The 12,485-nt window shown below is 65.9% G+C and carries 16 protein-coding genes; 4 read left to right on the forward strand and 12 right to left on the reverse strand.

Annotation, left to right across the window (positions count from 1 at the left end):
* Window positions 1-2 precede the first annotated feature (2 nt).
* A complete protein-coding gene (locus tag AC3EDY_RS08955) occupies window positions 3-1,082 on the reverse strand; it encodes an ArsR/SmtB family transcription factor (RefSeq protein WP_488572150.1) in 1,080 nt (359 codons plus the stop codon).
* Between the two features lie 220 nt (window positions 1,083-1,302).
* Between AC3EDY_RS08955 and AC3EDY_RS08960 the strand changes: the two genes are divergently transcribed.
* Window positions 1,303-1,632, forward strand: coding sequence for a hypothetical protein (locus AC3EDY_RS08960; RefSeq protein ID WP_488572151.1), 330 nt, complete (start codon window positions 1,303-1,305; stop codon window positions 1,630-1,632).
* Between the two features lie 48 nt (window positions 1,633-1,680).
* Window positions 1,681-1,878 (forward strand): hypothetical protein, encoded by a 198-nt coding sequence (locus tag AC3EDY_RS08965; RefSeq protein WP_488572152.1) that lies wholly within the window; start codon window positions 1,681-1,683, stop codon window positions 1,876-1,878.
* 4 nt (window positions 1,879-1,882) lie between these two features.
* On the opposite strand, the gene AC3EDY_RS08970 is transcribed toward AC3EDY_RS08965, so the two are convergent.
* The gene (locus AC3EDY_RS08970; RefSeq protein ID WP_488572153.1) at window positions 1,883-2,872 is read right to left on the reverse strand and encodes a cation diffusion facilitator family transporter; all 990 of its coding nucleotides are present in this window, start codon (window positions 2,870-2,872) and stop codon (window positions 1,883-1,885) included.
* Window positions 2,873-2,928: 56 nt separating this feature from the next.
* Window positions 2,929-4,215, reverse strand: coding sequence for an RsmB/NOP family class I SAM-dependent RNA methyltransferase (locus tag AC3EDY_RS08975; RefSeq protein WP_488572154.1), 1,287 nt, complete (start codon window positions 4,213-4,215; stop codon window positions 2,929-2,931).
* A gap of 71 nt (window positions 4,216-4,286) precedes the next feature.
* Here AC3EDY_RS08975 and AC3EDY_RS08980 point away from each other — a divergent pair, with 71 nt between their 5' ends.
* The gene (locus AC3EDY_RS08980) at window positions 4,287-4,475 is read left to right on the forward strand and encodes a DUF1674 domain-containing protein (protein WP_488572155.1); all 189 of its coding nucleotides are present in this window, start codon (window positions 4,287-4,289) and stop codon (window positions 4,473-4,475) included.
* Between the two features lie 17 nt (window positions 4,476-4,492).
* Here the strand turns inward: AC3EDY_RS08980 and AC3EDY_RS08985 are convergent, their stop codons facing one another.
* From AC3EDY_RS08985 to AC3EDY_RS09025, 9 genes are all read right to left on the reverse strand, one after another.
* Window positions 4,493-5,248: a murein L,D-transpeptidase catalytic domain-containing protein gene (locus AC3EDY_RS08985; RefSeq protein WP_488572156.1), complete on the reverse strand. Its 756-nt coding sequence runs from the start codon at window positions 5,246-5,248 to the stop codon at window positions 4,493-4,495.
* A gap of 49 nt (window positions 5,249-5,297) precedes the next feature.
* The gene (locus AC3EDY_RS08990; RefSeq protein ID WP_488572157.1) at window positions 5,298-5,780 is read right to left on the reverse strand and encodes a GNAT family N-acetyltransferase; all 483 of its coding nucleotides are present in this window, start codon (window positions 5,778-5,780) and stop codon (window positions 5,298-5,300) included.
* Window positions 5,777-6,409, reverse strand: coding sequence for a hypothetical protein (locus AC3EDY_RS08995; RefSeq protein WP_488572158.1), 633 nt, complete (start codon window positions 6,407-6,409; stop codon window positions 5,777-5,779). The genes AC3EDY_RS08990 and AC3EDY_RS08995 overlap by 4 nt, the downstream gene beginning before the upstream one ends.
* A complete protein-coding gene (ispG, locus tag AC3EDY_RS09000; protein WP_488572159.1) occupies window positions 6,406-7,548 on the reverse strand; it encodes a flavodoxin-dependent (E)-4-hydroxy-3-methylbut-2-enyl-diphosphate synthase in 1,143 nt (380 codons plus the stop codon). Before ispG ends, AC3EDY_RS08995 begins: the two co-directional genes overlap by 4 nt.
* A 54-nt stretch (window positions 7,549-7,602) precedes the next feature.
* Window positions 7,603-8,121, reverse strand: a complete 519-nt coding sequence (locus AC3EDY_RS09005; RefSeq protein ID WP_488572160.1) for a GNAT family N-acetyltransferase — start codon at window positions 8,119-8,121, stop codon at window positions 7,603-7,605.
* A 32-nt stretch (window positions 8,122-8,153) separates the two neighbouring features.
* A complete protein-coding gene (locus AC3EDY_RS09010) occupies window positions 8,154-8,705 on the reverse strand; it encodes a DUF924 family protein (RefSeq protein ID WP_488572161.1) in 552 nt (183 codons plus the stop codon).
* An 11-nt stretch (window positions 8,706-8,716) separates the two neighbouring features.
* A complete protein-coding gene (locus AC3EDY_RS09015; RefSeq protein WP_488572162.1) occupies window positions 8,717-9,142 on the reverse strand; it encodes a hypothetical protein in 426 nt (141 codons plus the stop codon).
* A 97-nt stretch (window positions 9,143-9,239) separates the two neighbouring features.
* Window positions 9,240-10,682, reverse strand: a complete 1,443-nt coding sequence (gene tldD / locus AC3EDY_RS09020; RefSeq protein WP_488572163.1) for a metalloprotease TldD — start codon at window positions 10,680-10,682, stop codon at window positions 9,240-9,242.
* A 90-nt stretch (window positions 10,683-10,772) separates the two neighbouring features.
* Window positions 10,773-11,006, reverse strand: coding sequence for a zinc-finger domain-containing protein (locus AC3EDY_RS09025; protein ID WP_488572164.1), 234 nt, complete (start codon window positions 11,004-11,006; stop codon window positions 10,773-10,775).
* 94 nt (window positions 11,007-11,100) lie between these two features.
* Here AC3EDY_RS09025 and AC3EDY_RS09030 point away from each other — a divergent pair, with 94 nt between their 5' ends.
* Window positions 11,101-12,060, forward strand: coding sequence for an ABC transporter ATP-binding protein (locus tag AC3EDY_RS09030; protein WP_488572165.1), 960 nt, complete (start codon window positions 11,101-11,103; stop codon window positions 12,058-12,060).
* Window positions 12,061-12,485: the final 425 nt, after the last annotated feature.

The raw sequence follows: 12,485 nt of genomic DNA on the forward strand, positions 1-12,485 counted from the left end.
TTTCAACTCTTGGCAAGGGCGGAAACAAGCGGTGCGCGTGCGGCGGCTTCGCCACGGCGCGCGATCCACAGCTTGACGATCAGTTCATGCCCGGCCAGCGCGCGTTCGGCCAGCGGGGCAAAGCCGGCATCGGCCAGCAGCTTGGCCATCTGCGCGTCGGAAAAGCCGAGACGCGCGTGGGCATGCGCCAGGCGCAAGTCTTCCCGGTCGTGGGCGGCGAAATCGACCACCGCGATGCGCCCGCCCGGCGCGGTGACGCGGGCTGCTTCGGCCAGCACGGCTTCGGGGGCCAGGGCATAGTGCAGAACCTGGTGGAACAGCACCGTATCGAAAGCGCCGGCGGCAAAGGGCAAGGACAGGAAATCGGCCTGTACCAGATCGACCTGACCGGCGGGCAGGCCCTGAAGCCGGGCGCGGGCCAGGCGCAGCATCTCGGGGCTCTTGTCCAGCGCCGTCACATGCGCGGCCCGCGGGGCCAGCAATTCGGCAATGCGCCCGGTGCCGGTGCCGACGTCCAGCAGCTGGCCCAGCGCCGCGCCCCCGCCCATGTCATTCTGGCCCGTGTCGTCCTGGCCTGTGTTATTTTGGCCTGTGTTATCTTGGCCCGTGTGATCGAGCATGGCGAGCAGCGCCGCTTCCACCGGCCCGTCCGCAATATGCAGGCTGCGCAACCGATCCCAATCGGCGGCATGACGGGCGAAATATTCGGCCGCACTGGCTTCGCGCGCGGCGCGGATCGCATCCAGATGCTGGCGATCTTCGCGCACCTGCCGGGCAAAATCATCGTCTTCCGCCTCTGCCGCGGCAAGCGCGCGGGCCAGCGCGGTGCCGAGCGCCGACGGCCTGCCGCGCTGGGCCGTCTCTTCGGCAATCGCTGCGCGCAGGAACACCCATCCCCCCTCGCGCCTGCGCTTGGCCAGCGCAGCATCGCAAAGGATCTTGACATGGCGCGAAACCCGCGGCTGGCTTTGCCCCAAGACCTGCGCCAGTTCCCCCACGGCCAGTTCCATGCTGGCCAAAAGCCGCATGATGCGCAGACGGGTGGGATCCGCCAGGGCGCGAAGGGATTCGAGCAGGTTCATCGACATTCAGATATAAAGAATTCTTTATATAGGTCAATTCGTATAAAGACTTCTTTATATGATAGGCCAGCTTCATCCGACGGATGTCCCGGATCGATGCTGTCTTATCGCAGGATACCAAGGCCCCGCCAAGTTTGCGATTGGCTTGGCGCGGGCACGCCGATAATACCGGCAAAGTAGGATCGGCCATGCGCCAATGGAAAGAACAAGGAAACCCACGATGAAGAAGCTCTTCCCCATCGCCGTTCTGGGCGCCGCCGCACTTTCGCTTGCCGCCTGCGGCCGTTCGGACGATGCCTCGACGGAAGCGACGCCCGACAACGTGGAAATGCCGGCCGACGATCTGCCGGCCACCGACGTTTCTGCCGCCGCGCCAGCGCCGGTCGATGCCCCGGCAGCCGATACCAGCGCCGCCGCCCAGACGCCCGAAGACGCCGCCCGCAGCGCGGCTGACAATGCCGCCGCTGCCGCCGATGCGGCCAAGGCTGCCGCGGCTGCGGCCGAGGCCGATGGTGCCAATGGCGCCGCCGCGACCAACCCCAAGATGTAAAAGGAACGCGGCGCGAAAGACGGCCCCGGCCCTTTCGCGCCCCCGATCATGCGCAACTTCCTGATCCTTGCGCTGCCGCTGTTGCTTGGCGCCTGCCAGCAGGACAGCGACCCGGGCCCCGGCGGGGTGACCCGCGGCGAAGCACGCGCGCTGGACGAAGCGGCCGCCATGCTCGACAGCCGCCCGGCGCCGCCGCCGCTGGTCGATGCCACGGCACCGGCCGAGGAGACCCAAGCCGCACCCTGAACGTTCAGGCCCGGAGCGAACAGCCCCCGCAATCGTCGGTTTCCACCTGAATGGTGACATGGCCGATGCCGAATTCGTGATCCAGGCGGTGCGCCAGTTCGCCCAGAAAAGCATCGCCGGGGTGGCCTCTAGGCATGACGAGGTGAGCGGTCAGTGCCGTTTCGACGGTACTCATCGGCCAGATGTGCAGATCGTGGACGCGGGCGACGCCCGGCATCGCGGCAAGCACGGCTGCTACGCTGGCCGGATCGATTCCGGGTGGCACGGCCTGGAGCCCCAGTTTCAGCGAATCGCGTGCCAGGCCCCAGGTGCCCACCGCGATTACCACCACGATCGCCAGACTGGTGACCGGATCGATCCAGACCCAGCCGGTAAGCGCGATGGCAAGGCCCGCCAGCACGACTCCGGCCGAAACGGCGGCATCGGCGGCCATGTGCAGATAGGCGCCGCGCAGGTTGATGTCGTGCTTGCTGCCGCGCATGAACAAGAGCGCGGTAAACGTGTTGATGACGATGCCGATCGCGGCCACGATCATCACCATGCCCGGTTCGACCGCTTCGGGTTGCAGCAGCCGGCGCACGCTTTCCACCAGGATGGCGCCCAATGCCACCAGCAGCAGCGCCGCATTGCCCAGCGCCGCCAGGATGGAGCTGGACTTGAAGCCATATGTGAAGCGTCCCCGGGGCGGACGAGCCGAAAGCAGGCTGGCGCCCCAGGCCATGGCCAGGCTGAGCACATCCGACAGGTTGTGCCCGGCATCGGCTACCAGGGCCATGGACCCGCTGGCGATGCCATAGCCGCCCTCGATCAGCACGAACCCCGCATTGAGCGCAATACCAAGGGCAAACGCGCGGCCAAAGCTTGCCGGGGCGTGCGAATGGCCCGGCCCGTGGTGATGATGTCCATGATCGTTATGCCCATGATCGCCCGCATGATCATGATGGGCGTGAGCATGCGAAACGTGATCATGATGGTGATGGCGGTGGGCAGACATGACGCGGGCTTACCGGGAAACGGCCTTCAGGCAAAACGAATTGCCGGACACGCCGATCAGACCCTGGCCCATCGCGCGGCAAAGAACCCGTCGATCCCGCCCGCCTCGGCCAGCATGCCCGGGTCGCTGCGCAGCCAGCCTTGCGCCGTGGGGACAATGCCGGCCGGCAATTCGCCGGGCGTGACCGGCGCGGGCGCCAAGGCGGCAAAGGCGGCGGCCCGCGCCTCGCCCTCTTCCGGTTCGAGCGAACACGTGGCGTATACCAGAGTGCCGCCCGGTTGGAGCCATTCCCCGGCGCGAGCCAGCATCTGCGCCTGCAGTTGCGCCAGTTCGTCGATCGCGGCCGGGCGGTGCAGCACGTCGGGATGACGCCGGCACGTGCCCGTGGCGCTGCACGGCGCATCGAGCAGCACGGCATCAAAAGGCGCTTCGGGCTGCCATTGCAGAATGGCGCCCTGCACCACCTCTGCGGCAAGCCCCGTCCGGGCAAGGTTGGCGGACAGCCGCTCGAGCCGGCGGGCGGATTTGTCGAGGGCGGTGACCCGCCAGCCGGCCGCCGCCAGTTGCATGGTCTTGCCGCCCGGCGCAGCGCACAGATCCAGCACGCGGCGTCCGTTCCCTGCGCCGAGCAACCGGGCGGGCAGGCCGGCCGCCAGGTCCTGCACCCACCAGGACCCTTGCGCGAAACCGGGCAGGCTTTCCACCGCCTGCCCGCGCGGCACGCGCACATGGCCCGGCATCAGCGAAACGCCGCCCAGCCGCTCGGCCCATTCCGCCGTCTGCGCCGGATCGCGCAGGGCAAGATCGAGCGGCGGCGGCGTGGCGATGCCGGCGGCTATCGCGCCAAGTCGGCCGGGCCAGGCCGCATCCCAGCGGGCGGCAACCGCGGCGGGCAGGGTGGGCACGTCAGGCAGGGCGGCGTGCCGCTTTAGCAGGGCGGAAAACACACCATGGGCCAAACGGCGCGGCCCGCCGGCAAGCAGCGGCAGGCCGGTGGCGATCACCGCATGGGGCGGCAGGTCAAGCCGCAAGGCCTGCGCCAGCATCAGTTGCAAAACCGCCCGCGCTTTGGCGTCTTCCGGCAGCACGGTCCGCGTGGCGCTGTCGATCAGCGCGTCGAGATCGGGCAGCCAGCGCAAAGCCTCCTGCACTGTCGCCATGGTCAGGGCACGATCATCGGCCCGTGCGATCGCGCGCAGAACCGGGGGCGCGGCCTGATCCAGCGACTCGCCCCGCCGCAGCACGGCATCGAGCAGGCGCAGCGAGGCGCGGCGCGCGGGCACGCCGGGCGATTCCTCTACCTGCGCCGTTGCTTGCGGGGTTGCCTGGTGCGGTCTTGCCATCCCCGCGCCTATCGCTGCTTATGTCCCATTTGGCAATTGCGCGCACGGCGGCAAAGGCGCATGGCTGGGGGATGGACAAGCCGCTTCCCGCCAATCGGCAACGCGCGACGCAGCGCCCGGCGCCTTTTGCCAAGCCCGCCCACTGGACAGATGCCCCTGCCCCGCCGCCGCGCGCGGTGGAACGGGGTGACGACCCCGACGGGATCGACCCCACCCGCTATGGCGACTGGGAAAAGAACGGTATCGCAATCGATTTCTGAACGAGCGCGCCGCGGGCTCAAGCAAAGCTCAACCGATCGGCATAGATCAGGCGCCCGGCCGCGAGGCGCCACAAGGCCTTGCCGAAATCGGCCTCGGGCATGGCAAAACAGCCATCGCTGCGCCCAAGCTTGCCCCACTTTTCCAGCATGTCGGGATTGGCATACCAGGCCGGGTGCACCACGATGGCGCGATCCTGGGCCAGGTTGTTATCCGGATCCACCCCGGTCAAGCGAATCGAGCTGCCATATTTGCCGCGATACCATTCGTTGGTCACGAAGGCCCCGCGCGATGTAGCCAGGCTGTTGATCTGATTCGAAAACAACTTCAGAAATCCATCATGCTCGGGGTCTGATCCCCGCCCGTGGGCGACCAGGACCGAATCGACCCGCCCCGCTTCCAGATCGGCGAAATGGAAACGCGGCAGCGCTGAAGGCAGTCCGAAATCAGCAATGCCCACCACATCGGTATGCCACAGCAGATTGGCCACGCGGTCCCTTTGCTGCGCCGCCAGATCCAGCACGCGACGGTGCTGCGCCGGCATCGACCAGGCCTGGGCAAAAACGCGCGGCGCTGCCAGGGCGCCGGTCAGCGCCGCGCCCGTGGCCATGGCCCCGCGCAACAGGCCGCGGCGGGACAGCCCCGCAGCGGCGATCGCCTGTGGCGTTCCGAAAGACGCCTGTGGCGTTCCGAAAGACGCCTGTGGCGTTCCGAAAGACGCCTGCAGCGTGGCGAAAGAAAAGCGTGCCCGGTTCCGCGTCATAATCCCGATCATGCCATCGGCTTCATGGTCAAAAGCTGAATAGCATTAGCATGAAATATCCTTATGCCACAGTGCCCAGTTGCTGCAACGCAACGCCATCCACGCGCATGATCCGCCACGCATCCATCATCCGCGCGCCCAGCGCGCGATAAAAGGCAATGGACGGCGCATTCCAGTCCAGCACCGACCATTCCAGCCGCGCGCAGCCCCGCTCCACCGCAAGCGCGGCCAGGCGCTGCAACAAGGCCTTGCCCAACCCGGCGCCGCGCGCCTCGGGCCGCACGTAAAGGTCTTCCAGATAGAGGCCCGGGCGGCCTTCGAACGTGGAAAAATTGTGGAAGAACAAAGCAAAGCCCTGCCCGGTCCCGTCCACTTCGGCCACCAGGACCTCGGCCATGGGGCGCGGGCCAAACAAGTGATCAGCCAGAACGGCCTCGTCAAAGCGCACGTCATGGCTCAGCTTTTCATAGGCCGCCAGATCGCGGATCAGCGCGGCGATGAGCGGCAGATCCGCGCGCGTGGCGGAACGGATGTTCGCCATCATTGCGGCCCGCCCGGCGCCGCCTGCGGGGCCACCAGCGCATCGATGCCGATCCAGATGGTCACCGCCGCGCCTCCCGTCGGCGGCGCGGCGGTGACCACGGCAAAGGCATGACCGGCATCGCGACGGACGGTTTCGGCAGTGACTTTGAAACCCAGCAGGGCAAGGGCACTGTCCTTTTCCGCGGCGCTGACCACGTTCCACGCCTTGTCGCGCGTCGTGCCGTCCTGCCCCCCGGTGATACCGCGCAACAGGATCAGGATCTGGGCATGGCGCAGGCGCGCTTCATCGGCGCGGCCCAGCCGGGGCAAAGCCTGCTCTTCGAGATAGAGCGCGTTGAGATTGAGCGGATCGATCGAGCGGTGCGCTTGCGCCAGGTCCAGGCTGCCTGCCGGATCGCGCTCGACCCGCGCCCAGGCCGCCCGCGCATCGACCCATTCCGGCACGGCGCCCCCCAGCCGCGCCCGATTCTGCCAGCGCAGCGCACGGGCATCGATGCTGGTATCGCCCTGTTCGAACCGGGCAAGAGCAGCCTGAAACGCCTGATCGCCGACGGTGCCGGGGCTCTGCGCCCGGGCGGCGCCGGCCACGAGCATGACCGAGGTGACAATCGACGCGACAGCGCGTCTCACTCGGCCGGTTCGCCCACTTTGGGTAGCGCAGCGGCCTGTGCCGCGGCTTCCATTTCGGCTGCCTTGGCCTCGACCAGCGCGACGATGTGATCGAGCATCTCTTCGGATTGCACGGTGTGATCGGTGACGCCCGAAAGATAGACCATGTGCTTGCCGTTGCCACCGCCGGTAAGGCCGATGTCGGTCTCACGCGCTTCGCCCGGGCCATTGACCACGCAGCCGAGCACCGAAAGCGACAGCGGCGTCTTGATATGCTGAAGCCTTGCCTCCAGCGCTTCGACCGTGCGGATCACGTCGAAACCCTGCCGGGCACAACTGGGGCACGAGACCACGCGCACCCCGCGCGTGCGCAGGCCCAGGCTTTTCAGAATCTCGAAACCGACCCGCACTTCCTCTTCCGGCTCGGCCGAAAGCGAAACGCGCACCGTATCGCCGATGCCGGCCCACAGCAGATTGCCGATGCCGATCGCCGATTTGACCGTACCGCCGATAAGGCCTCCGGCCTCGGTGATCCCCAGGTGCAGCGGGCAATCCACCGCCTCGGCCAGCGCCATGTAAGCCGAAACCGCGAGAAACACGTCAGAGGCCTTAACCGCGACCTTGTATTCGTGGAAATCGTGATCCTGCAGAAGCTTGATGTGGTCGAGCGCCGATTCCACCAGCGCCTCCGGGCACGGCTCGCCATACTTTTCGAGAAGGTGCTTTTCCAGGCTGCCGCCATTGACGCCGATGCGGATGGCACAGCCGTTGGCCTTGGCCGCACGCACCACTTCGGCGACGCGATCGGGAGAACCGATGTTGCCGGGATTGATGCGCAGGCAGGCCGCGCCGGCATCGGCCGCTTCAAGCGCGCGCTTGTAGTGAAAATGGATGTCCGCGATGACGGGAATGCGCGCCGCCTTGGCGATCTTGCCGAAAGCGGCCGTGCTTTCCACATCGGGGCAGGACACACGGATAAGATCCGCCCCGGCGTCCTCGCAGCGGCGGATCTGGTCGATCGTCGCCACCGCGTCGGATGTGGGCGTGTTGGTCATGGTCTGGACCGTGATCGGGGCATCGCCCCCGACAGGTACGCTGCCCACCATGATCTGGCGGCTCTTGCGGCGCACGATCGTGCGCCATGGACGGATTTCGCTCATGGCAACGGCTTATACCTGCTGCACAGGCATAGCGCCACCCGGCACGAAAGACCGTCAGAGTTTGCAGGCAAAAAGAAATTCGGGATCGCAGTGATTGCCCACCCAGAATTCGATATCGGCGATCTTTTCAAAGCCGAAACGATGGTAGAAGCGCTGTGCCCCGGGGTTGTCGCTATAGACGGTCAGTTGCATCTCGTCTGCACCACGATCGCGGGCGACCGCGAGTGCCCAATCCATCAACCGGCGGCCCAGGCCCCCGCCGATGCGGTCGGGATCGGTATAGAGCTGTTTCAGCTCGATCGGCCGCTGCGGATTGCTGAACTGGCGGGGCAGCGTGCTGTCGAGCACCAGTTTGCAGAACGCAATCAGGCGCCCGTCTTCTTCGATCACCGCCACGCGCATGCCCGGATCGACGATCTGGCGCGCGGTGACCGCGTCGCTATGCGCCTCGGCCAGGAACGCGGCAAAGTCCTCGGGCGCGTAGAGATGCGCGAACTTGGCGGAAAGGGCGCGATGGGCCAGGGCGGCGAGCGGCACTGCGTCTTCGGGACGGGCAAGGCGCAGGATGGTCATGCCGGGTCAATAGGGTCGGCGGGCGGAAATTTCTACCACCGGTTGCCGGCGGCCAGGGCGCGCCGTTCGGCCGCGGTACTGACCCGGCCCAGCACCGCATTGCGATGGGGAAAGCGCCCGAATCGCATGACCATGCGCGCATGGGCCACGGCGAAACGGCGAACCTCGCTGCTGCCAAGCGCGGTAAAGCGCCGCAGGCTCTCACGCTGATCGGCACGGTGTTCGCTGTGCATCAGCGGCAGCAGAAGGAATTGGCGCGCTTGGGTATCGAGCCCCCGGTCCCAGCCGCGCCGCAGCGCAAGCCGCGCCAGGGCAACTGCACGGACATCATGGGCAAAAGCCCGCGCCGTGCCCCGGAACATGTTGCGTGGTACCTGGTCGAACAGCAGGACGGCGGCTCGCAGCGTGTCACGGTCTCTGGCCAGGCTGCTCACGGGCCGGGCCGCCAGCGCCGCCAGCCAGCGCCCGTAACGCGCTGCCAGCAAGGCATCGAGCGCGGGATCGACGGCAAAGCGTGCCTTCGGCGAAAGCCGGTGGAACCAGAGATGCAAAAGATCCTGCGCCCAGACGCGTGGCGTGCCCACTGTGCTGCCGTTCAGCCGGCCTGAGCTGCCTTGTTCGGCCGGGTATACGGCACGAACTGATCGAGGCCGACGAAGCCGCGCCAGAACCCGCTGACCCTGTCGTGCAGTTGCACCGTATCGATCGCGCAAAGCTGCGCATTGGGCAGTCGGGTCACCAGCACATCGTCGCTGCGCAGCCATTCCGCCCCGGTGCGCGGCTTCTGCACGTATAGCGTGTTGCCGGCATCATAAACGATCGCGGTCTTGTCATAGACTTGCGAGCTGGAAACCCTGGGCAGGCTGATGCAGTTCACCGGCTTGCCCGGCACGCGACCGTCAAGGCGCTTGTCCAGTTGTTCCTGCGGGGTCGGCTTCGATTTGGCCTGGGCCATGGTTCCAGCCAGCATCATGCCGCCAAGGGCGAGCGAAACAGCCAGCACTTCAGCCTGCTTCATCATGATTTGCCTCTTTTCCTGGATACGACGTCTCCTGTATGCGACGTCGACCGCACGCAGCGATACGGCCTTCGGTCTGAACTGCGCCTGAAAGGTGGCGTCAGGCCGTTCCCCCGACCGTCAATCCATCGACCAGCACGCTGGGTTGCCCTACCCCCGCCGGCACGCTCTGCCCGGCTTTGCCGCACACGCCGATGCCTTCGTCCAGCGCGAAATCGTTGCCAATGCAGGTCACGCGGGTCAGCACCGTGGGGCCGTCGCCGATCAGAGTGGCGCCCTTGACCGGATCGCCCAGCTTGCCATCCTTGACGCGATAGGCTTCGGTGCAGGTGAACACGAACTTGCCGCTGGTAATGTCGACCTGCCCGCCGCCAAACGATTTGGCGAAGATGCCGTCCTTGATCCGCGACAACAGCTCGGCCGGATCGTCGTTGCCGCCACGCATGAAAGTATTGGTCATCCGCGGCAGAGGCGCGTGGGCATAGCTTTCGCGGCGGCCGTTGCCGGTGGGGGCAACGCCCATCAGCCGGGCATTGAGCCGGTCATGGATATAACCTTTCAGAATGCCGTCCTCGATCAGCACGTTTTCCTGAGTTGGCGTGCCTTCGTCGTCGATGGAAAGGGAACCGCGCCGCCCCTGTCCCCCTGTATCCAGCAGGGTGCCGTCGTCCACCACGGTTACGCCCGGCGCCGCCACGCGCTGGCCGATGCGGCCGGAAAAGGCGCTGGTGCCCTTGCGGTTGAAATCACCTTCCAGCCCGTGGCCCACTGCCTCGTGCAGCAGGACGCCAGGCCAGCCGGGGCCGACCAGCACGGTCATCTCGCCTGCCGGAGCGGCCACCGCCGCAAGATTGGTCAGCGCCTGGTGCAGCGCCTGGTCGATGCCTCGGTTCCAGGTTTCAGGCCGGAACAGATCATCGTAAAGCCGCCGCCCCCCGATGCCGAACGAGCCGGTTTCGCGCCGTCCGTTCTCCTCGACCACCACTGCCACGTTGAGCCGCACGAGCGGGCGCACGTCATGCGCGACAAAACCGTCGGCCCGTACCACTTCAACGATCGACCACGACGCGACAAGCGAGGCGGATACCTGCACCACCCGCGGATCGCGGGCGCGCGCGGCAGAATCGATCTGTTCCAGAAGGCGCACCTTGGCCTCGAACGGCACGCCATCGAGCGGCGAGGCATCGGTATAAAGATGACGGTTGTTGCGCCGTGGAGGTGGCGCGGCACGGCTCTTGGCCGGATCGAGCAACTTGAGCGTTTCTCCCGCGCGGGCAATGGCGGCGGCGGAAATCTCGTTAGCATGGGCAAACCCGGTCATTTCGCCCGAAACGCCGCGCAGGCCAAAACCGGCGTCACGCGAATAGTCGGCAGTCTTGAGGCGGCCGTCATCGAAGCCGAAACTCTCGCTCGCCACGAATTGCAGGAAAAGCTCGCCATCGTCGCAAGCCCCGAGAGCCGTGCGAACGAGGCGTTGCGCGTCATCGGGCGTCAGCAGGCCGGGGCGATAAAGCAGCGAGCGGGTGTCGGTGGAAGGCGTCATCGCACCGATATAGGCACCCACCGGCCCGCGCGCCAGCCAATGCGGAAACCGGACTGTCAGGCGGCCTGGTTCTTCGGGCAGCCCTATTCTTCAGGCGGCCTGGTTCTCGCCAGTGCCGGCCGAGATATCGGCCGGGCCACCCTTGAGCACGAAGCGCTTGTCGCAATAGCCGCACTCGGCATAGCCCCGTTCGTCGATTTCCATCCACACGCGTGGATGGCCGAGCGCCGAAGGCTTGAAAGCGCCGGTAGTGCGAATGCCGGTCGACCCGTCGCAGCTCACGCGGGTGGCATCGGTGAAGATCGTTTCGGGTGGCTGGATCATGCCCGCCGCCTAGCAAATGCGACCGCACCGCACAATTGCCGTTTTGCCGATTGAAGCCTTTACCTGGCCCGCAACTGGGGGCAGGAAGCGGGCCATGAATACGCCTGCCGCCTTGCGCGAAACCGCCGCTCCCCCCGCCATTCGCATCCGCGATCTGGTCAAGCGTTATGCCGCTGCCGGCAAGGCGCCGGCCAAGCTTGCGCTCGAAGGGGTCAGCTTCGATGTGCCGCGCGGGGAAATCTTCGGCCTGCTCGGCCCCAATGGCGCGGGCAAATCCACGCTGATCAATACCCTGGCTGGCCTGGTGCTGAAAACCTCGGGCACGGTGGAAATCTGGGGGCACGACATCGATGCCGATCGGCGCAATGCCAAGGCCGCGATCGGCATCGTACCGCAGGAAATCGTGTTCGATCCGTTTTTCACCCCGATCGAGGTCCTCGATATTCAGGCCGGGCTTTATGGCGTGCCCAGGCATCTGCGCCGCTCGATGGAACTGCTGCGCGCGGTTCATCTGGCCGACAAGGCCAAGGCCTATTCCCGTTCGCTTTCAGGCGGCATGAAACGCCGTCTGCTGATCGCCAAAGCCATGGTCCACACGCCGCCCGTGCTGGTGCTGGACGAGCCGACTGCCGGGGTGGACGTGGAATTGCGGCGCCAGCTGTGGGAACTGGTGAGCGAACTCAACGCCGGCGGCGTTACCGTGGTGCTCACCACCCATTACCTCGAAGAGGCGGAACAACTGTGCGACCGCATCGCCATCATCAACCATGGGCGGCTGATCGCCAACAAGCCGACGCGCGAACTGGTGGGCATGGCGCGCGAAAAGGTCGTGGTGCTGACGCTCGACCGGCCGCTGGAACAGGCGCCGCAGCACCCTGCCTTCGTCCGGTCCATCCTTAACGAAAGACAGGTCGAGATCACCTATGACAAGGATCGCAGCAATGCGGGCGAAGTGTTAAGCCTGATCCAAACCCTGGGTGTCGACATTCTCGATGTATCGACCCGCGAAGCCGATCTCGAAGACGTGTTCGTGAGCCTGACAGCCTCGGCCTGAAACAGCGCTGGGTCCTGGACGGCAACATTCCGAAAGGAAAAGGGCGCGGTCTTTTGCGACCGCGCCCGTCCGTGTTTCCATCCGATCCCGTCAGTTCAAATTAATTTTCTGTTTTAGCTGCTTTTTTCAGCTGCAACCGCGATACGGCGCAGACGCCATCCGCCGCCATGGAGGCGGTAGACCGGCCGGCCGCAATGGATGCATTCGGCATGGTAGTTAAGGCCGTCCCAAGTGACTTTGTCACGCTGGGGGCGATGGCGGTTGAACAGGCACAGAAAACGACCGAACATCATTTCATCCCCCGACTCCCTCGTTCGCGTACGAGACAGATCAATTTAACAATCTGTAGATCAAATCTGAAGAGGAATCAGCTATCGTCATATAACTTAAGTTATGCCTCTGTGGGCGGAACGCCCCCTTGCCCA

The sequence above is a fragment of the Novosphingobium sp. DS6-6 genome (assembly GCF_057784975.1).